Source organism: Aliiglaciecola litoralis, from assembly GCF_039523355.1.
In the GTDB taxonomy this organism is placed as follows: Bacteria; Pseudomonadota; Gammaproteobacteria; order Enterobacterales; family Alteromonadaceae; genus Aliiglaciecola; species Aliiglaciecola litoralis.
Genome location: NZ_BAAAFD010000005.1, coordinates 145,486 through 170,405, shown reverse-complemented (window position 1 = coordinate 170,405; position 24,920 = coordinate 145,486). Strand labels below are relative to the sequence as shown.

Annotated in this window: 19 protein-coding genes; 6 read left to right on the top strand and 13 right to left on the bottom strand. The window is 41.6% G+C overall.

Features of this window, described 5'->3' with window-relative positions:
* The first annotated feature begins 185 nt into the window (after nt 1-185).
* On the top strand, nt 186-773 hold the full coding sequence (locus tag ABD036_RS10550; RefSeq protein ID WP_343859627.1) for a sulfotransferase family 2 domain-containing protein: 588 nt from the start codon (nt 186-188) through the stop codon (nt 771-773).
* 45 nt (nt 774-818) lie between these two features.
* Here the strand turns inward: ABD036_RS10550 and ABD036_RS10545 are convergent, their stop codons facing one another.
* From ABD036_RS10545 to ABD036_RS10535, 3 genes are all read right to left on the bottom strand, one after another.
* Complete coding sequence (locus ABD036_RS10545) at nt 819-1,817, bottom strand: sterol desaturase family protein (RefSeq protein ID WP_343859624.1); 999 nt, start codon at nt 1,815-1,817, stop codon at nt 819-821.
* Between the two features lie 252 nt (nt 1,818-2,069).
* Nucleotides 2,070-3,284: a glycosyltransferase family 4 protein gene (locus ABD036_RS10540; RefSeq protein ID WP_343859621.1), complete on the bottom strand. Its 1,215-nt coding sequence runs from the start codon at nt 3,282-3,284 to the stop codon at nt 2,070-2,072.
* 67 nt (nt 3,285-3,351) lie between these two features.
* Entirely contained in the window at nt 3,352-4,785 is a 1,434-nt protein-coding gene (locus ABD036_RS10535; protein WP_343859619.1) for an oligosaccharide flippase family protein, read from the bottom strand.
* 357 nt (nt 4,786-5,142) lie between these two features.
* Between ABD036_RS10535 and ABD036_RS10530 the strand changes: the two genes are divergently transcribed.
* From ABD036_RS10530 to ABD036_RS10510, 5 genes are all read left to right on the top strand, one after another.
* Nucleotides 5,143-6,603: an MBOAT family O-acyltransferase gene (locus ABD036_RS10530; protein ID WP_343859617.1), complete on the top strand. Its 1,461-nt coding sequence runs from the start codon at nt 5,143-5,145 to the stop codon at nt 6,601-6,603.
* 302 nt (nt 6,604-6,905) lie between these two features.
* A complete protein-coding gene (locus ABD036_RS10525; RefSeq protein WP_343859615.1) occupies nt 6,906-7,721 on the top strand; it encodes a hypothetical protein in 816 nt (271 codons plus the stop codon).
* A 178-nt stretch (nt 7,722-7,899) separates the two neighbouring features.
* Complete coding sequence (locus tag ABD036_RS10520; RefSeq protein WP_343859614.1) at nt 7,900-9,174, top strand: lipopolysaccharide biosynthesis protein; 1,275 nt, start codon at nt 7,900-7,902, stop codon at nt 9,172-9,174.
* A 12-nt stretch (nt 9,175-9,186) separates the two neighbouring features.
* Complete coding sequence (locus ABD036_RS10515; protein WP_343859612.1) at nt 9,187-10,254, top strand: hypothetical protein; 1,068 nt, start codon at nt 9,187-9,189, stop codon at nt 10,252-10,254.
* 21 nt (nt 10,255-10,275) lie between these two features.
* A complete protein-coding gene (locus ABD036_RS10510) occupies nt 10,276-11,895 on the top strand; it encodes an ArnT family glycosyltransferase (RefSeq protein ID WP_343859610.1) in 1,620 nt (539 codons plus the stop codon).
* Nucleotides 11,896-11,909: 14 nt separating this feature from the next.
* Here ABD036_RS10510 and ABD036_RS10505 read toward each other — a convergent pair whose 3' ends face one another.
* The 10 genes from ABD036_RS10505 to ABD036_RS10460 form a co-directional block, all read right to left on the bottom strand.
* A complete protein-coding gene (locus ABD036_RS10505; RefSeq protein ID WP_343859608.1) occupies nt 11,910-12,839 on the bottom strand; it encodes a polysaccharide deacetylase family protein in 930 nt (309 codons plus the stop codon).
* Nucleotides 12,832-14,562: an asparagine synthetase B family protein gene (locus ABD036_RS10500; RefSeq protein ID WP_343859607.1), complete on the bottom strand. Its 1,731-nt coding sequence runs from the start codon at nt 14,560-14,562 to the stop codon at nt 12,832-12,834. Before ABD036_RS10500 ends, ABD036_RS10505 begins: the two co-directional genes overlap by 8 nt.
* A gap of 44 nt (nt 14,563-14,606) precedes the next feature.
* Nucleotides 14,607-16,064, bottom strand: coding sequence for an oligosaccharide flippase family protein (locus tag ABD036_RS10495; RefSeq protein WP_343859604.1), 1,458 nt, complete (start codon nt 16,062-16,064; stop codon nt 14,607-14,609).
* The gene (locus tag ABD036_RS10490) at nt 16,057-17,046 is read right to left on the bottom strand and encodes a hypothetical protein (RefSeq protein ID WP_343859602.1); all 990 of its coding nucleotides are present in this window, start codon (nt 17,044-17,046) and stop codon (nt 16,057-16,059) included. The genes ABD036_RS10495 and ABD036_RS10490 overlap by 8 nt, the downstream gene beginning before the upstream one ends.
* Before the next feature lie 14 nt (nt 17,047-17,060).
* On the bottom strand, nt 17,061-17,753 hold the full coding sequence (locus tag ABD036_RS10485) for a tetratricopeptide repeat protein (RefSeq protein WP_343859600.1): 693 nt from the start codon (nt 17,751-17,753) through the stop codon (nt 17,061-17,063).
* On the bottom strand, nt 17,746-19,107 hold the full coding sequence (locus tag ABD036_RS10480; protein ID WP_343859598.1) for a putative O-glycosylation ligase, exosortase A system-associated: 1,362 nt from the start codon (nt 19,105-19,107) through the stop codon (nt 17,746-17,748). Before ABD036_RS10480 ends, ABD036_RS10485 begins: the two co-directional genes overlap by 8 nt.
* Before the next feature lie 79 nt (nt 19,108-19,186).
* Nucleotides 19,187-20,545 (bottom strand): phenylacetate--CoA ligase family protein, encoded by a 1,359-nt coding sequence (locus ABD036_RS10475; protein WP_343859595.1) that lies wholly within the window; start codon nt 20,543-20,545, stop codon nt 19,187-19,189.
* Nucleotides 20,546-20,548: 3 nt separating this feature from the next.
* The gene (locus ABD036_RS10470) at nt 20,549-21,757 is read right to left on the bottom strand and encodes a glycosyltransferase (protein WP_343859592.1); all 1,209 of its coding nucleotides are present in this window, start codon (nt 21,755-21,757) and stop codon (nt 20,549-20,551) included.
* A gap of 11 nt (nt 21,758-21,768) precedes the next feature.
* Entirely contained in the window at nt 21,769-22,971 is a 1,203-nt protein-coding gene (locus ABD036_RS10465) for a TIGR04063 family PEP-CTERM/XrtA system glycosyltransferase (RefSeq protein WP_343859910.1), read from the bottom strand.
* 12 nt (nt 22,972-22,983) lie between these two features.
* On the bottom strand, nt 22,984-24,882 hold the full coding sequence (locus tag ABD036_RS10460) for an XrtA/PEP-CTERM system amidotransferase (protein ID WP_343859589.1): 1,899 nt from the start codon (nt 24,880-24,882) through the stop codon (nt 22,984-22,986).
* Between the last annotated feature and the right edge of the window lie 38 nt (nt 24,883-24,920).

Here is a 24,920-nt window from a genome sequence, read left to right as displayed (position 1 = left end):
GTCAGCAGTTTTAACTCGACGTTTTTGATTATAGTTATTATCCCGCCAATGAAGGGTAATAAGCACAATAAACCATCGATGTTAAACTCAAAACCTACTTACAGTCGAATACAATGTCAAAAGTGAAACGATACTTCCATTTATTTATTCTCCAACATTTTGATTTGTACCCATACAGAAATTATATGACGAAACACAAATGTGTATTTATTCATATTCCTAAGGCCGCAGGCACCAGCATACTTCAAACTTTGAACGGCAAGAATACGCATATTCAAAGAGACCATGCTAACGTCCAAACGTTTATTGCATCTAACAAAGCACTATTTGAAAAGTCATTCACCTTTACGATTGTAAGAGAGCCAACAGATCGCGTCTTATCAATATACAAATATCTAAAAAACGGCGGTAACGGTCGAGGAGATTTGAAAACGGCAGATTTAATTAATGCTAAATTTAAAAACATTAATGACTTTGTCATGCACTACATGAGTGTTGATCTGTTATCAAATCAACTTCTATTTAAGCCTCAATATACTTTTATTTGTGATGAACATTACAATATTAAAGTAGATTTTGTCGGACGCTTTGAAAGTCTGGAACAGGACTTCGCACATATATGTAAAGTATTGAACATTCATCGCAAGCTGAAAAAAGTTAATACATCAAAACACACAGACCAAGATTTAGTTCTTTCAGATGAGTCTAAGCAGAAAATCTCGCAACTTTATAATAAAGATTTCGAACTCTTCTCTTACAAAAAGCCAGTTTAAACTTCGGTTGATTTTCCGTTGGAAAGATAATCGACTGACCTACGACTATTCAAGTGGTATTGCTTGCTTTTCGCTCCGAAAAATCATTTTTCTGCAGCGTGTAATTGGATAAATAAGCTGCAACATGACAACTTTAAACAAAGAGCCTTTTACTTTTGTTTCGCATGGAAAGTTAGGGTCTGGGACGCCTGTGGTTGGGTAAACGTTATAATCTTTACACTGGGTTCCAAAAAGGTGATCCCAGATGCTAAACGACACGCCAAAATTCTTATCATAATATTCTTTTTCACCAGAGTGATGAACTCGGTGTGACTGAGGTGTTACCAGCACATAACGCAACCATCCCCAATTGCTTTTGATGTTTGAGTGAACCAATCGGTCTTGCAGTTCATGAAAAAACATATAGCCAATCGCAATGCTAAGCCCATCTTTGAAGAAAACGGTAGGTAACAATTTAATGGTGCGGGCTATAAATTGATCAAATGGGTGCACTCTGGTTACCGTCAAAGGATTCATAAAGGTTTGAGAATGATGAATTTTATGAAATTCCCAGAACAACAAAATTTTGTGGCGAATTAAGTGGTGGAACCAACCCAAAAAATCAGCAACAAAGTAACCAAGCACAATGACTTGCCACTTAGGCAGGCTAATTTGTAATTGGCGAACCCAGTCGATAAGTGGTGCGGCTGTCGTTTTCAAACCGTACCAGTATAGTGGCATAAATAGACACATATTGGCGATCCAAACAAACGTCCAAATTAGATCGATTTTAATGTGGCGAACGCTGTCATGTGAATCTTGGGCTGGAATAAATTGCTGTGCAACAAACACTATCGCAAATGCGGCGTATAACTCCCAACTACCGAAAGTTTTAGTCCAAAAATAACGATAGATGAGTTCCACTTCCATGTTCCAAGCAGCAGTAACATGGCTATTGGTATGCAGGTCGTATTTAAAGGTTACAACACTCACCAATGCAGCAAAGACTAAAGTCACACTTATCAGTATGACCAGTATAGAACTTCCATTTAAATGATGACGCATAGTTTTCTAAGCCTTAAAAAAACTGTGAGCTTTGCTAAATAATCAGCGCAAGGCAATATTCAATAGTTAAATTAAAACTTAACCATTGAAAAACGCTTGAGAATTCTCTACACGCTTATGAGTCAACTATATGCTGATTGAAGCGCTTTTTGAAGTGTCTTCAGCAAGCACGGGTATGAGAAGTTGGATTAACCGTCCAGCTTACATTTATCTAATTTTACGCCAAAACACTTTAACACGCCAAAAATTCATTTATTGCTGTGTGGGCTGCTGACTTCTTCCCTCAATGTTTGGTGCTCTTCCTAAAAGTTCTGAATAAATAGACTGCAACTGCTTAGCACATCTAATATCATTGAACCGTTCTACAATCATATCTCGCGCGTTTTGAAGGGCTGCAAAATCCAGGGAAGGGTAATATTCAACAAAATACCCTAAGGCTTCGACTAAATCGTCTAAAGATTTCTCTTGTACCTGTTTGTAAAAAATCCCACTCGAATCTTCAAATATCTCAGGTGTACCGCCAGATCCAAAATACACAACGGGTTTCCCAGAAGCAACGGCTTCTAGAACGGCAACACCAAATGTTTCTGCATGGCCGTTACTAGCAGTTATTGATGTATGAACATATAAATGGCTTTGACTTACAAACTTAAAGATATCAACATGATTCACGGCTCCTTTAAAGTGGCAACTCTCTTCCACGTTGAGAGACTTCGCAAGCCACTTACAATGGCTTAAGGTTTCGCCTTCCCCAATGAACACAGCTTCTACACAGGTAATTCCTCGTTTTTTCAGTTCCGAAATTGCCTCGATTAAATACTTCTGACCTTTTAAGTCTATAAACCTTCCGACGTGAATAATCTTAAAAGTTTGACCTGCACAAAATGGCAGATAAGACTCGTAAAAAAGTGTTGAATCAAAGCCATTGTGTACTACCCTGACCGACTCTTCATCAAAGCCAAAACGTGACACTGCATGCTTTTTCAAAAATTTGCTTGGTACTGTCACTATCAATCTATTATTTTGCGCGTGTTTTTTAATGATCTTTTCATAAGGATAAAACGCTTCGCTCTCGACAAAAACATCAAATCCGTGCATCGATAAAACAACTGGCGTTTCATTTTTGCAGACTTGCTGAATGTAATATAGAAAATAAGCGGCGGTACCAAAATGGCAGTGAATAATTTCTGGTTGAAATTCTTGGAGTATATTGTCTGCCGCTTTAAAGTCCGTATTGTGACATCGCCCTCTGAGAAAATGAATTAGATTAACCGCTTTCCGCATCAGAGAGTTGCTGTAATGCGTCGATACATCATAGAGCATCTCGTTGGTAGCTTTATTGGACTTCATTACAACATGGGTCATTATTGCATTCTGGTTTCCCAACCGTGCTCCGTTTTCCAGTACCGTTTGAACAAACGTTTGAGAGATAGGGAGATAACGCCTGATGTAATGCAGTATTTTCATAGGTTTAAAGTGTCTTGTATCCAAATATTATTGACCAAATTAAGCTCATGAATGATTGTGGGTTTCTTTATATTTTTTCATTTTTCAGATTTTCCAAGCTATTTTTGATTGATTTATCAAATTCATAGATTGCGAACGTAAGCACAGAGAAAGATATCCCATAAACGCAGAGACTTACTAAGAAGTTTCCCATATCGAGTTGAGCGATAACGATACTAACTGCATAGATTCCTAATACCAAAATCGACATAGGCTTTATCATCATCCAAACTACACGCCCAATTTGAACGTTGAGAACTTTGTTGATGACAAAGTATTGCGCAGCAGGAACACATAGCAGCTGAAAAATAAGCATCGATGTGACAAGGGTAAATATTCCGAACCCTGATGAAAAGTACATAACTATGGCGTTCAAAGGCAAAATATACAGATTCCAATAAAAACTCAAATGTGTCTTGCCTGAAACTTGCACAACCGGACCATTTAGGTTTGAGGACGCAGTTCGAACGAACCAAAAAAGAGATAAAGCTGCTAGCACAGGTGTATAGTGGCTCGCTAGTTCTTCACCGTAAATCACGTATAGAGCAAAATGTGAAGCTCCAACTAAAGGAGCATAAAACAGGGATAAGACAAACGCTTGCACACGGAAAATATCATAATAGGCGGTAACAAACCGCTCCTGTGACTCTTGTACGTGACTGAATAACGGTAGTGCTAACTTATTAACAATCGGCTGAATTGCCTGTGCTGGCTTGCTGGCCAATTGTTTTATTAAGTGGTACGCACCTAGATCTTGAAGCGGTAGGATCATTGACAAAATGATTGTATCAATCTGTCTTCTTGTTATATTTAACCACTGACCACCAAGATCATACATTCCAAAACGAATCGCATTTTTTAAGATACTTGGCTGCCAACTTAATGTTAAGTTGGCAATGTCACTAAATGCAATGAAAATAGCTAACAGACGAGTAAACTGAAAGCTAAGCGCTGCACCAATAAGACAATATAAGCCCAAATCCATAGTCAGCAAGGCAACGATAAACGCAATAACGCGAGAGAAAATATCTATTTTGGCTAACGTATGGTGTTTGAAACTCAGCAATGCCAAGGTTTGATATTGTGAACCCACGGCATGAATGATTAATAGCACACTGAGAATAGACAGTGGATGTATTAATTCAACTTGGTTAATTAAGTAAAGAAACGGATAAGCGACGATTAAAACGACGAAAAAAGAAATTAGGCCAACGATAATGGAAAGTAAAAAAATCGTATTTCTTTCGTTTTCTGTTACAGCGCGATTATGCATCAAATAATTGGAAATACCACCTAGGGCGACGGCCGCAAAAATCTCGACGAACACGTTTAGAATAGCAAATTGACCAAAGACAGCAGTCTCAATATATCGAGCAAGTATCGCCAATTGCAAGAGTTGCAAGGCTATATTTACTAAAGTCGCCATCGTTGTCCATTTTGCAGATCGCGCTATGATGCTCATACTTCCCTAGAATATTTGTGATGGTTTGCACTATTGAAGTGATACCCATACTAACGTATTTAATGAGCTAAAAGCGAGATACATGTTAGTTTTACCTAGGTTTATTTCACATTTCCGTATCTGCAATGAGTGCGACTTAGTAACCAAGTTTTTTCCGCTTAAGCTTAATAAAATTAATAGTTTTTTCTCGCTGAGGATAATTTTTTTAAATACGAGAGTTCATCGAACAGCATGACTAAAAAATTCCATCGATAGGCACTCTAATATTCAACCGGTATTCACTTTTGACATAAGGCTGGTATGTTGTATGCTTATTTTCCACATACTCGTAAGAATTAAGAATTAAGGAAAATTCGAGTGTTATTTAATTCTCATGAGTTTATCTTGCTCTTTTTGCCCATCTGTTTTGTTTTATTTTTTGCTTTATCCAACATACATCGACGGATATCGATAAGCTTTTTAATTTTAGCTTCACTGTTTTTTTATGGATGGTGGAAAGTAGAATATCTCGCCCTGATTATATTATCCATCGCATGCAATTATGCTTTTGCAAAAGCCATTTCCAAATGGCTAACATTATCAAAATTCAAGTCTAAATTGTTACTTACATGCGGAGTATCGGCGAATTTGCTTTTGCTTGGTTATTACAAGTATGCCAATTTCTTCGTAAGCCAAGTAAATGTATTGCTTGTGGATGATATCTACTTTTCAAAAATTATACTTCCTCTAGCAATTTCCTTTTTCACATTTCAACAAATTGCATACTTAGTGGACTCATATCGAAAAGAGATCGAGCATCACAGTTTTTTAGAATACTGCCTTTTCGTCACTTTTTTCCCGCAACTCATAGCCGGACCCATTGTCCATCACAAAGAAATGCTGCCACAGTTTTTTAATGAATCGAGTTTTAAACCTAATGCAAATCACATCTCGATTGGACTAACACTTTTTAGCATCGGCCTTTTTAAGAAAGTAGCGCTAGCCGATAATGTTGCAGTTTATGCCACTCCAGTTTTTTCCGCAGCAAATGGCGGTATTACGATGTCAGTCGCTTTAGCATGGCAAGGAGTCTGCGCATATACATTGCAGCTATATTTCGATTTTTCAGGCTATTCAGATATGGCATTAGGCTTGGCAAGGTTGTTTGGTATTAAATTACCTGAAAATTTCAACTCGCCATACAAATCAACTAGCATTGTCGAATTTTGGCGTCGGTGGCATATAACATTAAGCCGCTTTCTTCGGGATTACCTTTACATACCACTTGGAGGTAGCAGGACAGGCAAAAGTCGACGATATTTAAATTTAATGCTTACGATGGTTTTAGGTGGCTTATGGCATGGTGCTGGATGGAACTTTATTATATGGGGTTTTCTGCATGGCTCATACTTGGTAATCAATCATTTTTATACTGCAATTAGAATTAAACTTTCTTCAGCTCCACCGTCTACCGTTGAAAAGCTATTTTATTGGCTTCTCACCATATTTGCAGTCATCGTAGCATGGGTGTTTTTTAGGGCTGAAACGTTAGATGGCGCATTACATTTACTTAAATCAATGTTTGGTTTTTTAGAAGTTCACGGTTCGCAACCTAAAAGTAACTATTATGCTTGGTGGCTTATAACCATGCTATTTTGCATCGCTTTTCTTTTCCCAAACAGCAATCAAATTATAACTTGGGTTGAAAATGTTGTGCTCTGCACAACGGCTAAACGTCGTTACCTGAGTGTTTCTGTTTCTGCTTTTTTCGCTGCTCAATTCTTTATCAGTTTTGGATTAATCAGCGAACTCTCAGAATTTTTGTATTTTAATTTCTAAGTGAGCGGGACCGGGACATAATGAGCATACTCCAAAAATATATATGGTCGTGGTTTACCAGCTTAGCCGTTTTACTTGTTATTATCGCAACGATCAATTTTACAATTGATCCGCTATCTATGATGAGTTTAAAGCCTCCTACGGTTATTGCTGCAGGTTATGAAAGACAATTTAAGCCTTGGCAGGTAAAAATCAAGCAACCCTCAACAATATTATTGGGAAATTCTAGAAACCTTTATAGTTCAGATACAACCATAATAGGTGGTGCTGACAGTTATAATTTTGCCGTAGCTGGAATTGGAATGAATGAGCTATTAGAGCAGTTCAAACACTTGTTATATGTGAATCACCCCAAAAACGTTTTTTTAGCTGTAGATTACGTATGCTCTAATTCACCAGCTCAAACTTACATACACTTTTACCACTCGCCAATACAAGAATTCAAAGCACAGTTATATCGACTTAAGTATCTGATTTCCACCAAGACCTTAGTTAATTCAGTTAAGGTACTGCGAGAAAACGTCTCTTTTTTTTCTCCCTCCGGACAAAGAGAAACATTTCTATTTAATTCAGTAAATGGTTATTCACTTCAACAACGTGTAGAAAACCGGGAAGCAAGTCGAAGTTCAGGGGGCAAACAAAAAAATCCAGTGTGCAATACTTCGAGCCTAAAATCGTTACTTACGTTAGCACATCAATCAGAAATTAATTTAGTCTTGTTCACTAATCCAGTGCACGCTCGCTATTTAACACTAGACACCGAACTAAGCTTGCCTGGCTTTGGATTGCTGTCAAATAAAAAACGCACTGTTGAAATTAATTTGCTGGTTGCAGAAGAGCTTAACAAGCAGCCATTCCCTTTTATCGATTTTATGCTAATTAACGAACTCACAACAGAAAGTTTAGACTTTACCGCGGCTCATGAACCGATTTATTGGTGGGAGTCATCTCACTATAAAACAATCCTTGGTGACCAAGTGATGAATTGGCTTTCCAACTACCCTCAACACCAACAATCGAATATCGGCTTTCCGATAACAGCAAGCAATGTCACTCAACACTTACAACAACAAACTATCCAACTCGAAGCCTCGAATAAAGCAGCTTTGCATGAGTAAACAGTTTGGTGAAACTAAAATAAGTTCTGCTTTAAATTACTTTTGGCCAAGAAAACGCTACTGTTTATGCAGTTTCTCTTTATTAGTTCAATGAATCATTGAATAATGACAGTATATAATTTATCCAACCCTTCAAATAATAAGCCAACGTTGATACCTAAACCTGAGATGCAAGTAAGTGCTTAAAAATATTAGAAACAAAATAAAACACATACTTGGTAATGAGACAAACTCATCAATTTTAACCTTGTTATCAGGTTCTACTTTATCGTCTCTCATCGCCTTAGCAATGCTTCCGGTAATTACGCGTATTTACAGTCCAGAAACGCTTGGTGTCTTTTACTTTGCTGTATCATTAAGCTTAACCATATCACCCGCCATCGCATTTCGGTACGAAATGGCTGTGGTACTGTCAAAAGCTCGAACGGCAGCGAATAATGTTTGGTTTCTAAGCTTATTTTTAATAACGATAAACACCTTATTTTTGTCTCTCTTAGTGTTGCTCAGCACTCTTTTGGATTACAAGTTACTAGGCCAAAGCAGCAGCATTATCGCTATTGCTGTTATCTTCACTTTTTTAAATGGGGTAACGCTGTTAAACCAACAAATGCTGGCGAGTTTCGCTGATTTTTCTCGTATTGCTCAAAACAACTTAGCTAAAACAGCAAGTTACAGCATCTTGGCTGTCATTTTGGGATATCTGTCTAACAGTTTTGAAATGTTAGCTCTGGCACACGCCACGGCGATGGTTTTAGTAATTTATTTGGCATTGAAAGGAAAATGGAAGCTCATCAACGTTCGAATTAGCCGACTTAGAATTAAGTATGCTGCCAAACGATTTGATAAATTTCCTAAAATAAATACCTTAAGCGTTTTTCTGAATAATTTATCTCTGTACCTGCCCGTTTTCATGATCACAAAATTTTTTACCTTAGAGGACGTGGGTTTTTTCATGCTCGCAACTCGCATTGTGGAGGTTCCATATCGTGTGTTAATGGATTCGTTTAGAGGCGTTTATTACAAACATGCAAGTCATGCATTCCATGCAAACGAACTAAAAGCAAGCTATCTTAGTATGCTAAAGAAACTCATAATTGTAGGTTTACCAGTCACTTTAGGATTATTCGTTTTTTCTGAGCTATTAATAGTGACGCTATTTTCAGAGGAGTGGAAGCGAGCGATACCCTTTATTTATTTGCTTTTAGGGTTTAAGTTTTTTCAGTTGCTGTACAACCCTTTAGCATCAACTTTAGTGATTCTTGAAAAACAACACTTTATTCTTATATTGGTTACAGTTTCGCTGGTATTTAGATTCTTTATCATGCTCATATTCAACGAAACCGTTTTTGAGTTGTTAACAGCATTCGTCATCTCTAGCGCGTTTTTTTATGTTTTATATAACCTTGTAATATTTACGATGGTTAAAAAGCAAAAACCAAGCATAAAACCATGAAGGATTGAATAGTTGAAAAAACTCATTCTACACGTTGGATTACATAAAACGGGAAGTACATCTATCCAACAAAGTCTTTTTCAAAATAAACATAAACTGCGGGAACAAGAGTGGCACCTTTTTAATTATGCGCCTAACGGTGCGTCAGAGCCTACTGGAAATGCGAATAAGTGGGTTCAGTTTAGTGGTGAAAAAGAACACTTTTCGGCAAAATTAGACCTGAATATATGTAGTCAACTAAAAAAGATTTCATCTAACGTGATTATCACAGCTGAAGAAATGGCTTGGATAAACTCGCCTGAACACGTGCAAGAAATCAAACAAGCATTCGATGACATATTTGATGACATTAAAATAATAATGTATCTACGCCGTCAGGACCGTCACTTTATTTCTCATTTTCAACAGGGCTATAAATACTTGCATTCCACAGCCCGCACCTTTTATGGTGATCACTTGCTTGACGAAATAAAGCACTCCCCTTATTACGCAAACTATTTAAATTATTATGACAAGGTGCGTTTATGGGCAGATTCCTTTGGTAAAGACAATATTGTCGTTCGAGTTTTCGAGCGTGAAAAATTAGTAGCTAGGGATATTGTCACTGATTTTTACTATCATTGCGGTCTAGATAAATCACTTGTCACTGCGATTTCTACTAATGAGGCATTTTCACTGCATAGACAAGTAATCAATCGCGCTCTATTTAACTTTGCAGAGCCTAGTTGGTATTCATTTAAAAAATTAAACTGGCAACGACCAAAATCGGAAAGATTAAATAGACCAATTGGTTTGGACTCTAAACTATCAGAAAACATAATGAGAATGTATGACTTATCTAATTCGCAATTGGCACAATACCTTGGATTAGATGGGGCTCTTTTTTCGCAAGATGATCAACAATTTTTAAAGAGCCATGATAATTCGATTAGTGTTGAGGATGCATCTGAGATTTTAGGTAGCGTATTAAACACTTTCCATAGTATGTCGATAGCCAGATTTTCTTACTTAAAGTATAAAAAATACAAGAGAAAGCTGTATGATCGAATAAAAGAAACAATAAATAGCAATTCCCATTGAATTAGTTAAGGACAAGTTAAAATGACATCTTCAAGGTTAGATAATGTCCAGAATATTTTGCTAATGGGTATCTTCGCTTTTCTGATCGTAACCGTCCCAACCAATTGGATTCAATTTCCCGACTCCGGTTACTATCTTGCAACATCCGAAAATATGCTAAACGGATTGGGTTACTGGTTTAATGGTTACCCGAACCTGCAATATTATCCAGGTACTTCTACAGTAATTGCAATTCCTCTATTTTTATTTGGCCTTAACTTTACACTCCTGCAAGGTTTCATGGCGCTAATATCCCTTACTGGAGTGTTCTTAATTAGTCGCTATTACCCCACAAAAGACTATGGATTAGTCGGTTTTTTTACACCATTACTAGTGTTATCAAGCTCGATTTTTAGTATTCAGATATACGCTTTGTTATCTGACGCCCTGTTTTTAACACTATCAATGATTGCCTTAGTTTTGTGGCGCGAGTATGACAAGAGTAAATCTTATAAAATGCTATGGCTTTGTGCGTTAGTTGTTGCTTTAGCACCACTTGTCAGGCTGCAAGGACTTTTTCTGATTGGAGCATTTGGATTAAGTTTGCTCGTTAACGTATTTACTAGTTCATCTGAGAAGCGCACTAAACTATTGATTGAAGCCTTGATTATTGGCATTTTGGTTATGAGTCCATTTGCTTTGTGGACGCTTAGAAATTATATGTTACATAGCCCAGATACATTCAATATGGCCAATAATTACTTTTTTGGCTTAGAAGGATTAAGTATCTACGCAAAAGGATTACAAGGTGATGTGTCCGCTGAACATGTATCTTCTGTTTGGGAGTTTGTATATCTAAGAACCACTTTATTCATGGGGGGCTTATTCGAGTCATGGTATGGTGGAATGAGCCAGCTGAGCAGAACAATCGTTACTCTTTTCATGCTTACCATTAGCGCATTAGGCCTCAAACCTTGGGCAAGAAGAGCAAGCAAAATTGAGCTTATCTACGTTGGCATTTCGCTTCTGTACTTAGCCAAAGGTATTTTAGCGGCAAAAAACCTTCATATCGTTTACCGATACTGGGTACCAATGCTGCCGTTTATCATCATCATCATGGGATTAGGGATCAGCAAACTAGTAAACTTATCAGTGTTTGGAAAATGGAGAATAGTCCCTCGGACCGCCGGTATGTTATTGGCAACATTATTACTAATAACAGGCTCTTTAAATTTAACAGACCATATTACACAATCGGAAAAATATGAAATCGAAGCACAGGCGGTTGCCCGATTAACAGAGTTTGCCCAACAAAACCTTCCTCAAGATGCGGTGGTTGCGACTGTAGATTGGGGCATATTACCTCGCGCCTTGCAGCGCCAGTCGTATCAGGTATTGAATGATCCAAGCTTCATCCAAACAGTGACGCGCATGGCCAAATATCAAACTAAATATTTAGTCACTTATGGGAAATTCGCTCGTATGAATGATCCAGCGAAGGCGATGATCGCTGCCTATACCGAATTGTTTGACAAGCAGTTTAGTGTTTTTGATGATAAACCCAATACGCAAATTGAAGTCTATAAGGTAGACATTGACCGATTAGCCAGTGAGATACTAAAAGACCAAATTACAACTGGAGCAGATCAAATCGAAGGCTAACTGCCATTATGACGTCATATCACTCTGGACTTCACCAAACGCGCATGAAACTTCAACGGCGACGCATCCCACGGGGTGAAACGCTTTAGGCGCAACAGGTCATCTCCGGGGCTTGATGTGCCCCAATCGGTGACCACGGCTGTTTGATAGCCTGCTTGTTTCACTAATGCCACTGTTTCGTCGGTTAAATCTTTTCCGTAAGAACCATTGGGATAGGCAAAGTGTTTAACGGCTTTACCTGTCCAGCCTTCGAGTTGCTGCTTACAGCGACTGATTTCGTCAAATTGCTGCTCTGTCGATAATACTTTTAAGATGGGATGGTTGACCGTATGACCACCAATTTCAACACCTGTGTCGGCAAGCTGTTTGACTTGTTCGGCGTTCATCATACGTGGTGCAGGATCAGGCAGTTGATTGTCATCATAAAGCTGTTGTACACCACTTAAGCGCTCATCTATCGGCAAGTACTTTAGCCTCATCAGTTGTTTCTCAGCTAAGGCATTACGATTATCCCAATCACCTAATGTGACGGTTTGGCCTTCAATATTTAGCGATGTTAGATTTGGGTCCTTAAACAGATCCAATACGCGGTCATTCCACATATCCGCGCCTTCGGTAAACGCAGTCGCTACGTATACCGTTGCTGGTACGCCATACTTGGCCAGTATAGGCTGAGCAACGGTCAAATTATTCAAGTAACCGTCATCAAAGGTAACGCAGATAGCTTTGGCTGGTAGTGTGTTATTTTCAAGATGTTTAGCGGCATCAGATAAGCTGATAGGCGTAAAGTAACGGCTGATCAAAGCCATCTGCCAATCAAAAGTATCTGCCGTTACTTCATAAGGGCGCATGGGGTCGAACTCTTCAAGTACCTGATGATAGATCAGAATACTCAGCTTGCTGCCGCTTAGTGCTCGGTTGATTGCCGATATCAGACTATGCACGGAAACCTGGCGCCTCTTTTTGTAACCACAACTCTAACACCACCATGATCCAAATTAACTCACCATAATATCCGGTATGAACGCTCTCATGTGCGTTGCGAGCCTGATCAATGAGGCTTTCTTTGACGATATTACGCTGCTTAAATTGATTCAATGTGGTGATGGTGAGATCTTTTAACGTCTGGTTTTCTTTCATCCACACGCCAAACGGCAGACCAAATCCATGCTTACTTTTATTCAATGTTTCATCGGCTAAAAAGCCTTTGCATGACTTTTTATAGAAATCACGTAACTCACCGCCCGGCAGCTTAACGTCAGCGGGAACGGTACAGCTAAAATCAACGATGTTTTTATCCAGCAGTGGATAACGCACTTCCACACCCGCCAATTCACACATTTTGCCTACTTTCACCAGATCATTATCTGCTAAGGTAAATTTCCAATCGAGGAATAACATACCATCCACCGGATGATCGCTTTTACATTCGTCAAAGCGCTGTTTGAGCTGTTGTTCTGGCAAACTTGGGTTTACGTCACTAAGCAAATCGGCGTGAAAAATATTCTCCACTCCTAGTTGATTAACAAAATTGTGGGTTTGTAATCGAGCCGGTAATTTTACTCTGGCCTGATTTAAATAGCTGGCGACTTTTTTGAAACCAGGCAGTGCCCGCGTAATAGGATTATTGAAAAACACATTAACAGTGTTGCCCAACCAGCTAGGTAAACAATAGTATTTTTCGAACACTTTTTGCTTAGCGTAGCGCTCGTTGCCCGCAAATAGTTCGTCACCACCATCACCGGCCAATAACACATCGACACCGTGCTGTTTGGCAAATTTGGCGCAGAAATAAGCGGCCATTGCAGAAGAATTACCAAAAGGCTCGTCAAAATATTGCGCAACATTGACAAATTCAGCGGCCGCTTCTTCGGGCTTGAGATACAGCACTTCATGATCTGTATTGAAATGCTTAGCGGTTAATACTGCGTATTCAGTTTCATCATAGCCGGGGACTTCAAAACCAATGGAAAAGGTTTTCGCTTGCTCATTTTGGGTTTTAGCCAACATGCCCGCTACGGTTGAGCTGTCCAAACCGCCACTTAAGAAAGCGCCCACATTGCCCTTGGCGTGAGACTTCACTGCCTGCTCAATGGTATCCAAACTTTGCTGTTGCGCTTGTTGCTGATTTTCCAGCTTAATGGCAAATTCTGGAGAATATAATAAGGATGTCGTTTTGGTGCTGCCGGCAAAAGATACTGCTTTACCCGGTTCCAACTTAAACACCTCTTCATAAACCGTGGTTGGCGCGGGAATGCAATGAAAGTAGATGTAGTTATACAGCGCCTGCTTACTTACGGTGAGTTCCATATCACTGCGCGCTTTTATCGATTTGAGCGATGAGCTGACGATCAGTTGAGTATCACTGTTGAAGTAGTAGCATGGCTGTGAGCCTATGTGATCACCAAACACAATAGGCGGCGACGAAGCTGGCTTGAGTAAAATCCAAAATTGGCCTGATAGTGTTGCGTAAAGACCACTTACTGAGCCAATTTGCATGTAGGTCTTCAACACTTGCTCTGCAGTAGCGGGTTGATTGTCAATGAGCACATAGCCTTGTATAACCACTGCGCCATTTTTATCGCTGTAGTTATCGGTTTTATCATTGATATCAACGATAATATCTAGCCCATTACTGCCATTAACTCGGTGCCACTGTGAATCCACGTTCCCTACCCTTATCTAATTTTTGTTCTGGTTCAATTCATTAGCTATCTAAATCGCGCCATCACTTTGCCTAGCAAAGCGCCTTCGAGCGAATGGCTTGGTTTTCCTCGTATAATATACAGTAAAATCAAACACGCAACATAGCTCCCCGCGCCCACCGCCACTTTAATCAATAACAAGGCAAAATGCGGCAGTGAAAACGCAGGAAGTTGCCAAATCGCCAACGCCATAACGGTCACGGCAATCAAGGCTGGCCACCAGCTTAACAATAGGGTGACCAATGATAATTCCAGCGCACGGCTAATACTGACTAAAATAATAGGCAACACCAGCATTACACTGATAAACAGCGCTTTTGGTAAGGTTGCAGGTTCATAATAAACTAACGTTATACCAATGGTACTGAGTAAGATGGCGTTTCTAAGCCACATCAAGCCATTTGATAACGCCTCTTTTTCCATCATCACCAAAAACTGCTCACTAAAGAACATTAACATGCCACCGACCATGGCATACAGGCTAAACCATGCCAGCATCGGGATTGCGGCCAACCATTGCTCCCCTAACACCACAGGCACGAAGTCTTCGGCCACCAATGAAAGTCCGACTCCAACCGGTAAGAACACGTATACGGCAGCGGCAAAAGTCGTAATTAAGACGTCTTTAAAGTTCGGAGTATCACGTAATACGGACAGGTTCGGGATCAACCCTCGGATCACCGGCATCAATAATTCTTTAGTGAATAGTCCGGCTAGATTGACAGCAATATGATACAGCCCGAGAAATTCAGCAGAAGCAACGCGACCCACCACCGCCACGTCGGCCTGGTTATTGATGTATCGCCCTAAACTCAGTGGCACAGTCGACTTTGAATACTTGAGCATGTCACGCCAGTTGTATAGCGTCAGCTTAGGCCGATAAGGGTGTAGGTAGTAACTTAGTAAACACCCTGCAAATGCCGACACCAGTTGCCCGAATACCAACGCCCAAAAACTTTGTAAGTACCACGCAAAGCCAATAGTTGCGGCAAGGTAGATCAGCCTAGTCCAAAGCGTCAATACAAAATCGACTTTAAAATTAAGCTGTTTTTGCGCAACAAACACACCAAAGTTATTTAACCCTTGGATGATCCTAACCAGCGCTAGACAATAGATCACTTCGGTAAGTACAGGCTGACTATAGAATTGAGCAATCCAAGGCGCGGCTATAACAAGGGGAATAGCGACAAAGAAGGCTTGAATTATGCCTACCGTCCAAGCAGCGTTGAAAACGCGCTCGTCGTGCTCTTTGTAACGCAGAATATAAATATTTAGACCCGCTTGGGTCATCGACTCCAGTAATGCCACGACTATGGTCGCCATGGCAATGATACCGAAATCGGCAGGCGTGAGTAATCTGGCCAACACAATCGTGCTGACCATCCCTATCAATTTTGAACTCCATTTAGATAGGATTGACCAAACAATACTTACCAGCGTATTGGTTTTTACCGGCTCAGTCATAGTTAAACGGCATTATGCCGTATATAGCATCAATCGTATCTTCGGGTGAGGTGTAAACCTGTTCGACCTTGCGGGTCTTAATATTAAGCGCAACAACCAGTGAATTATTGCCAGAGGAATACTTAAAGTTGCCTTTGGTTAAAAACTTAATCTTTGATTTGAGATTGGTTTTACGCAGTTTAGAGTAACCAATGTAAAACATATCTCCATCAATATGCAGTCCTCGGCACCATCCCATTGGGCGATTCAACGCGTTACCAAAGGGGTCAAAGGTTTCAATTACGCTGCGATTTTGCGGGTCGCAGAATACCAAAGCACCATCCACTCGAGTAAATACAATTTTGTCGTTCCAACAAACGCCGTCGTGCACGCTGACATCGCCGCCCATGCTGATATCAATTTTATCTTCAACATTGCTTAGATTGACCGCATCCTCTTGCGTACAACGCGTCGCCCATAAATCATTATCAACTTTAAACACAAAATTGGGGTGACTGTCATGGGGTCGCGTGGAATGCACCAATCGATAATCCGTATCGGGATCAAATCGATGCCAAGGATCTTTACCCTGAGTGTTGATAATCCGTTTGATATGACCATCGGTTTTATCCATCACCACTATGTTGTCTAGGCCAGTAGACGATGCCACTAGCTCATCATTGATGATATGTGTCGAATGAATATTATGAAAACAAGGATGAGAATAGACGCTTTTCAGTGTTAATTCGGGTAGCGAATATTGGTGCACTTCGGTATCAGTGGGTAACCAAAGCGTGTCGCCATCAACGCAGCCTGCAGTAAATTGCAGATTAGGATGTTCCGCTGGATAGTTTTCGCCGCCTTCTTCTTTACTGAGTACGGTGACAAATTCGCCACTGTCTAAATCCAGTTGAACCAAGCTCGCTTTGCCGTAATATTTACCTTCGCCCAATTCAAATCCATTGGGACGCAAACACCCACCGGACAACAATAATTTTGCCACCTTCTACGCTCCTACTACTTATTTGACGCTTCAAATTCCGCGATTTTATTTTTAAGACCTTGAAGCGGATAACCTAATTGATAGGCTCGTACTGCAAATTCTTTGGCTTTTTCAACATTGCCTACATCGACATAGGCTAAACCAACATTATAATTTACTTCAGCAGAGTTAGGCGATATTGCATAGGCTGCCAAAAATCTTTCTAAGGCCTGTTGATAATCATTTTTACGATAAAAATAAATGCCCCACGTTAAGTAGGTCGACGCATCATTGGGATAAATTTTTGCCGCTCTTGCAAAAAAACAACCGGCATCGTAGGGCGGCTCGTCCGTATCAAGTCTTTGGCGAAATGAAGGGGAATTCTGCCACTGATGCTCATAACGAGCATATGCATCTAGCGCTGCGGGATGATTTGGAATTGATCCGAGTACAAACAATAAATCGCCCGGTTGCTTACTGGTCTTTCCTTCGATCAGCCGACGTACTTTTTTAGTAAAGTGCGCGGACTCAACCAAGTACAACAATCCACCACGGTAGGTACCGGTACTCTCTCGGGTCTCCGCGCCATAATAATTAAAGGGCTTGCCTCGTCGCCAACCCATAGTCATACAATCAGCGGCGTAGGCTTGGGCTACGGGGAACACAGCTGCGCACACAAAGGACATGATGCAAAGGGCGCGGACGAAAAATCTATTGTTATTATCCATACAAATTCACTTTATTGCTTTGAGAGTTAACAGTCCCACTAGCGTGTTGTGCTGGAGACTTGGCCTTCACTTTGCTTCTAACAATGTGAATTGAAATAGCGCTGACTAAGCCTACGATTGTATAAAACAAGTCGAAATAGGCCAAGCTTACATTACCTCCAGTGATACAATACCCCACTAAAGACAGGTTTAACATGCTACACAGACTCACGAGCCAAGCCTGTTCATTCTGTTTCGCCCATCGTCGATTTTTAAAGTTGAGCCTTAAGGTACCCAACAAAATCATTAAAAAGATAAACAAGCCAGCAAATCCATGATCCCCGAGAACCTGCATGTAAATATTATGCGCCGCTTTGGGTTTCAAATCTTTTGGTATGGCAGGTGTTTCAATTGGACCAAAATAATTGGTCATTGGTGCATAGTATCTCCATAATATAGGGTCTTTAACCGCGTGGAATCCGCCACCTGTCAATGGGTAATCCAGTGCAATCAAGGTGGAAATTTTCCATGCCCACAAGCGACCAATAAAAGAGCCATCTTCTTGTGCTGCGCTACTCACTGTGTTTTGGCGCTCTTTCCATTCCCCTGGCGCAAACGCAAAAAACAAAGGAATGATAATGGCTGCAGCCACGCCATATAACATTTTCCGATCTGAGGTCCACCAAAATGCGGCGGCTAAAATCATTAAGCCAATAAAACCACCACGTGAATAAGTACCGATGATCGCGATAACATTCATTAGCACGAGTATTTTTAGCCCTCGTTTTAATAAGAAATGTTTGGTCACACTGATCAAATAGAGGATCAGCGGAATACACATGTTAATCGCAACGGCTAAGTCGTTCCTATCAAAGATAATACCTGCTTTACCAATAATCCGGTGACTACCACCTGATAGTCCAAATTTGACTGCTTCCATCGCGGCGTATGATGAAATAGCTAACACGATCGCCCAAACTAAGGTGTCAATATGCAGTCGCTTGTAAATGGTCAGCGTTACAAAGAAAAACAATAAGATCACTTTGATAAACTGATTCCAATATTCCCACACATAATAGGAAAACGAACTTTGGTTAGTGGCAGTGGATATCAGCGTCCAGATGGCAAACATCAACACCCAGAAGCTGAGATTATCCATTTTCCAAGACTTATATTTTTGCACAAACAGATAAGCTAACGCAGTAATAATAACGATGGTTAGGTTCAGACGAAAGCTACTGGAAAAACCGAAAGCCCATTTCGCGGGTGCCGTCAGTGCTATCCAGACCCATGCAGCCAAGCCTAAATAGGGGCGCTTGAAGCTATAAAACACCGCGAAAAACAAAAAGCCAACCAGCAACATGTCACGTAACATCAGTCTTCATCCTGCAAACTTGACCACCAAAACAGGTAGCAGACAGCGCCAATATCGACCATCAAATATAAACTGTCGATCATCCTACATTTACCTTACTTATTACATATCGATATTTGCCCGATTTCTCTGCGGCAATTTCAGTTACTGATTCCACGGTGATGTCCACTTCGTCACCCAACCTTGATTTTAGCCCTGTCACGATAGTATCACGCATGGTTAGGTCTACCTCACCAGATTTGGCTACCACTTGCACATGGGTATGTTGCACGCTTTCTTGGACAATCTTAAAGGCTTCAACAGAGTCCATGTCGCGTAAAATATAAATCAGCGATAAGCCGTGCAAAATGGTGCCATCCGCTGCCACCACGAAATCGGTACTACGTCCTTCAATAGATTCCAACATAGGTAAGCCGCGACCACAAGCGCATTGTTTATCCGACATCACGGCAATGTCACCGGTTCGATAGCGAATAAATGGAAACTCTGAAGTCCCTAGGTGAGTAACGACTATTTCACCAGATTGTCCGGGCGGCAGTGGATTGCCAGCGGGATCGACGATCTCTACTACAATATCTTCATAAGATAAGTGCATGCCACCTTGTGGGCATTGATGGGCAATAAAGCCTGCATCCCGTCCACCATAGCCATTGGCTACCGGACAGCCAAACACGGCTTCAATGTTTTCTCGCTGATAAGGATACAACCGCTCAGACGTAACGAAGGCAACTTTAATGCCGAGATTATCCATTTGAATATTGTTTTGTTTGGCGGTTTTGGCTAATAAATCGAATACCGACGGGTAACCAAACAGCATCTTGGGTTTGGTGCTTTTAATGGTTTCTAGAAAAGACAATAACTTCTGTTCGGTCATATCAAAGGCAGGAATAAGCTCTGAGCGAAACAAGGCATCACGAAATAACCGCACTTTATCCTGTGCGCCTAACTCAATGGGTGACCCCCAAGCGACGATTTCTTTGTCGCCGATATCCACGTCCCACCAACGTGTGGCGCGCCATTTTTCGGCTACATCATGGGACACGCGCTCATTGCCTAATAAGAAAATCAACGGCTGTCCAGATGAGCCGCCGGTGTTGAAACGTGCCAGAGGACCTGCGATATCGGATTTGAGCGCATCAAAATTGGCGGAAATCGTGGCCTTGTCTAAAAAGGGTAGCTTGACTAGATCAGCACTGCTGCGAATATCTTCTGGCTTAACCCCTAATGTGGAAAACAGCTGGCGATAGTAAGGAACATGTTTTGCAACGGTTTTGATAAACTGTTGTAAACGCTCAGACTGGCGCTGATGTAATGTTTGCGCATCTAACCATTGGGACGCTTCAAGCTGTTTGCGGATCCGCACTGTGTCATGCTTTTTAAGCTTTTCGTGCAAAGGGAATAACACCTTAGAAACGATTTTTGTATACAAGCTGGCCATGCTCTATTGCTCCGTGTCTTTGACTAACGACTGAAAAAGTGTGTTGAGCTTAGTCATGCGGGTATCCCAATGATTATTATTGGCGTATTCGATGATGGCTGTCCTATCCCAGTTTTTTGATAATCCTGAGTTAATCGCCGTCAATAATGCATGGTGATCATCAAAAGGCACAATCTCACCTACACTATCGCTGTTCACCACTTCTTTATTGCCCCCGACATCAGTGGCGATCACAGGAGTGCCACAAGCCATGCTTTCTAAGATCACGTTTGCCCAGCCTTCATTAGCAGTGGCAAGCACGAAAATATCGGCGGCGGATAAGGGCACACTAAGCTGCTCTGGCGGCAGCGAACCTAAAAATCGCACGTGCTTTTCCACCCCAAGCTCTTTGCACTGTTGTTTAAGCTCTTGCTCTATATTACCTTCAGCGCTCGCCCCACCCACAATCAAGTAGACTAATTTGGGGTAAGTTTTCAACAGCTCTGGCATGCAGGCTATGACGCGGTGAAAACCTTTGCGTTTAACTAATCCACCCACAGTGATCATGACGTTGCTATCGGTATCAATTGCCAGTTTTTGACGAGCCAATTTTTGCTCGATAACCGTGAACTTATCGGTATCCACGCCATTGCCCACCACCGTAAATTTGTCTTGCTGGGCCCCAATGGATATGGCCAAATCTTTTAAAGATTGCGACACGCAAATCATATGATCAGCTTGCTCCCAAGCCGCTAACAGTAATGGCTTTTTTAAAGGGTCTAAACTGTGCGACAGCTCGGTACCACGTAGGGTAATGGTCACTTTTTTAGCAAGCGATTTAGCAATTTCAGTGGCGGCCAGTCCATCTGGGTAGGTAAAATGACTATCGATAATATCTACGCCCTGCTCTTTATCTATCTGAACAATAGTGCGCTTTGCGGCTCGCGCCATCATTGCCCCGTCCCACTGGCGAAATAATCCAGGGATAGCAAGAAATCGTGGGAAATGTACGGTGATCCCATGCTGTACTTCTTTAAGTGCAGGCATTGGCCGGTAGTTGGGTTTAAACCAACGAATAATACTTTGACCGGGAAACCAAGGAACCGGACTGACAACCTCGATGTCGGCAAATCTACCGACCCGAAACATACGCTCACGCACAAATAATCCAGACTGTTTACGCACTGAGCTTGGAAACAGCGAACTGAGAACAACAATCTTCAGTCTGGACATGGGTACTTTCTCTATTTTTTTCGCGCCAATAACGAGTTATATATGGCTTCATAATTAGCCACAGAATTTTTCCAATTACGCACTTGGGTAACAAATTCTCGGCCATGGGTGATCATCTCAGGCCATTGTTGGCGATTACTCAAAATATCCACGGCAGCATCGGTTAATGCCTGCACCTTACCACTTTCAAATAGCCAGCCTGTTTTACCGTGTTCAATTAATTCTTTATGACCACCCACATCTGACGCTAACACCAGCTTGCCTTGCGCCATGGCTTCGAGCGGCTTAAGCGGTGTCACCAGCTCGGTTAGGCGCATAGGTTTGCGCGGGTAAATCAACAAGTCGACCAAACTATAGTATTTACCTACGTCTGAATGTGGCACTCTGCCAGGCATAATCACATGCTCTTGCATTCCCAAACGGGCTATCTGAGCTTTCAAGTTGGCTTCTTGTGGCCCACCACCGACCAATAAAAACATCGCGTTGGGAATTTGTTTTAAAATGCAGGGAAGGGCCTCGACGATCAGATCTAAGCCTTCATAACCATAGAATGAGCCTAAAAATCCAATGGTCACTTTGTCTTGTAATTGGAACTGCTGTTGTAATCCCTGATCACGCTCAGTGATCAGATTAAATTGTTCAATATTAACCGCATTGGGGATCACGGTAATTTTACTATCTGCCAAGCCTCGCCCTAATAGGTCTTGACGCAGTCCTTCGCAAATCGTGGTCACCGCATCGGCGCGATGCACTACGTTGGTTTCCATTTTACGTGTCAGGCGATAACGAATATCCCCTTCTTTGCAGGTGCCATGATCGACCGCAGCATCCTCCCAAAAGGCGCGGATTTCATATACCAGTGGTAAACCCGTTTTCTTAGCAGCCTTAAGTGCAGCAAGACCATTAAGTGCAGGGGAATGTGCATGCAAGATATCAGGTTTTTCTTGTTCTATGGCTTCGAGAATCCGATCGCGCAAGGGATTGACCAATGCCAACTGGTGCAGCACCGGTATCTTACTGGTGAGTCCTGTTGGGGGTTGGGTACGATAGAACTTAAGTCCATCGACCTCTTCAATAGCCGCTTCACAAGCACCCTGTTTCGCGCTGGTCACATGGGTGGTTTGCCAGCCTCTGGCCCGCTGTTGATTTAAGATTGAACGGGTGCGAAACGTATAACCACTGTGTAGCGGAATGGAATGATCCAGTACATGCATTATTTTCACGATTTAAGACGCCTTTTGTTGACGTAAAAACGATTCGAACATCATCAAGGTCCACAGCGAAGCACTGTTGTCTCGTCGTCCAGTGACATGATCATCAATCAATCTACGTAAGTGCTTTTCATTAAAATAGCCAGACTCGGTCATTTTCTTTGACAACACGCCATCATATAAACGGTCTTTGAGTGGGCCTCTGAACCAGTTCGCTAACGGCACAGCAAAGCCCATTTTCTTGCGATACAGCACGTCGTGAGGCAAATGCGGTTCAAGCGCTTTTTTAAACGAAAGCTTGCCTATGCCATGCGCCAAGTTTTTATCGGTTGGCACATTAAACGCCCATTCCACAAACTTATGATCAATGATCGGCACCCTAACTTCCAATGAATGCGCCATGGACGCTCGATCTACCTTGGTCAGAATATCGCCAACCAAATAGGTTTTCATATCGATGTACTGAGCTATCTTAGTCTCGTCGAGGTGCTTCACTTTATCGCCGTACTTTTTAAACACTTCAAGGGAGTTGTAACCATTGAGGCTGCGTTTATAGTCCTCGGAAAACAGTTTTGCCCGCTCGTCAGTACGCAAGATGCTCATGGTATTGTGGTAGCCTTCTACCGTGTCCATCGCCATTGATTGGAAGGTGGTTTTAGCACGCAAAAACCGTGGTGCCCAATCGAGTTTTGGATAGTACTTCCCAAGCGGGCTAAACAAAGGTTTACGAACACCTAACGGCAATATGTTGCGGACTTTTTCCTCTAGCTGATGCCTTATGTAACGACTATAACCAGCGAACAATTCGTCACCGCCATCACCTGACAAAGCTACTGTTACATGCTTTCTGGCTAACTGACACACTCGGTAAGTAGGAATAGCAGAGCTATCGGCATAGGGTTCATCATAAAGATGCGCAAGTTGATCCACTAAATCGAAGTCATCTTGCCCTACAATCTCAACGCGGTGATTGGTGTGATAGCGATCGGCCACCGACTGCGCGTATTCGGTTTCATTAAATTCTTTCACATCAAAACCAATGGCACAGGTGTTCACAGGCTCGGATTGCAGCTGAGACATCATTGCCACCACGGCGCTGGAGTCTACTCCGCCGGACAAAAAAGACCCTAATGGCACGTCTGCGACCATGCGAATATCGACAGCTTCTTTCAAACGCTCAATCAGTTGCTCGTCAATTTCTTTTTGATCTAGCGGATTTGCATAATCAATCGGCACATCCCAGTATTCTTTAGAAGCTGGAAGTCCGTTGTCACCCTTGTGCAGCGTTAATGTATGCCCAGGATCTAATTTAAACGCATTGTGATAAATAGTGTGCGGCTCGGGTATGTAACCTAGGCTAAAGTAATCTTCGATAGTGGTATTTCGCAGGGTTTTATCGAACGCAGGATGCGCGGTTATCACTTTTAGTTCAGAACCAAAAATAAACTCGCCATTTGGCAGCAAGCTATAAAAGAACGGTTTGATCCCCAAACGATCACGGGCAATGAATAGCGATTGCTTTTGTCTATCCCAAATGGCAAATGCGAACATGCCTCGTAGTTTGTGAACACACTCCTCGCCCCATTCAAGATAGGCATTGAGGATAGTTTCGGTATCACCGTGAGTATTGAATTTATAGCCTTTGGCAGCGAGCTCTTGGTGCAGTTCTTTAAAGTTGTAGATCTCACCATTAAACACTACGCAAGCGCGTTTATCGGCACTTAGCATAGGTTGCGGGCTGCCTTCTAAATCGATAATCGACAGTCTTCTGTGCGCCAGCGCTACACCAGGATCAAAGAAATAATCCCCTGCATCTGGGCCTCTGTGAATCTGTCTGTCGTTCATTTGGGCAATCAAACCTGCATCGATATTGGCTTGATCCGACAAATGAAAAATACCGGCTATTCCGCACATTATTCAATCCTTACTTCTGGGCGTTCTATCATTATTAT

Excerpts from the sequence above, each read along its gene's own strand:
- ABD036_RS10550 (WP_343859627.1), top strand. The coding sequence starts at position 186 with ATGACGAAACACAAATGTGTATTTATTCATATTCCTAAGGCCGCAGGC.
- ABD036_RS10545 (WP_343859624.1), bottom strand. The coding sequence starts at position 1,817 with ATGCGTCATCATTTAAATGGAAGTTCTATACTGGTCATACTGATAAGT.
- ABD036_RS10540 (WP_343859621.1), bottom strand. The coding sequence starts at position 3,284 with ATGAAAATACTGCATTACATCAGGCGTTATCTCCCTATCTCTCAAACG.
- ABD036_RS10535 (WP_343859619.1), bottom strand. The coding sequence starts at position 4,785 with ATGAGCATCATAGCGCGATCTGCAAAATGGACAACGATGGCGACTTTA.
- ABD036_RS10525 (WP_343859615.1), top strand. The coding sequence starts at position 6,906 with ATGAATGAGCTATTAGAGCAGTTCAAACACTTGTTATATGTGAATCAC.
- ABD036_RS10510 (WP_343859610.1), top strand. The coding sequence starts at position 10,276 with ATGACATCTTCAAGGTTAGATAATGTCCAGAATATTTTGCTAATGGGT.
- ABD036_RS10495 (WP_343859604.1), bottom strand. The coding sequence starts at position 16,064 with ATGACTGAGCCGGTAAAAACCAATACGCTGGTAAGTATTGTTTGGTCA.
- ABD036_RS10485 (WP_343859600.1), bottom strand. The coding sequence starts at position 17,753 with ATGGATAATAACAATAGATTTTTCGTCCGCGCCCTTTGCATCATGTCC.
- ABD036_RS10480 (WP_343859598.1), bottom strand. The coding sequence starts at position 19,107 with ATGTTACGTGACATGTTGCTGGTTGGCTTTTTGTTTTTCGCGGTGTTT.
- ABD036_RS10475 (WP_343859595.1), bottom strand. The coding sequence starts at position 20,545 with ATGGCCAGCTTGTATACAAAAATCGTTTCTAAGGTGTTATTCCCTTTG.
- ABD036_RS10470 (WP_343859592.1), bottom strand. The coding sequence starts at position 21,757 with ATGTCCAGACTGAAGATTGTTGTTCTCAGTTCGCTGTTTCCAAGCTCA.
- ABD036_RS10465 (WP_343859910.1), bottom strand. The coding sequence starts at position 22,971 with ATGCATGTACTGGATCATTCCATTCCGCTACACAGTGGTTATACGTTT.
- ABD036_RS10460 (WP_343859589.1), bottom strand. The coding sequence starts at position 24,882 with ATGTGCGGAATAGCCGGTATTTTTCATTTGTCGGATCAAGCCAATATC.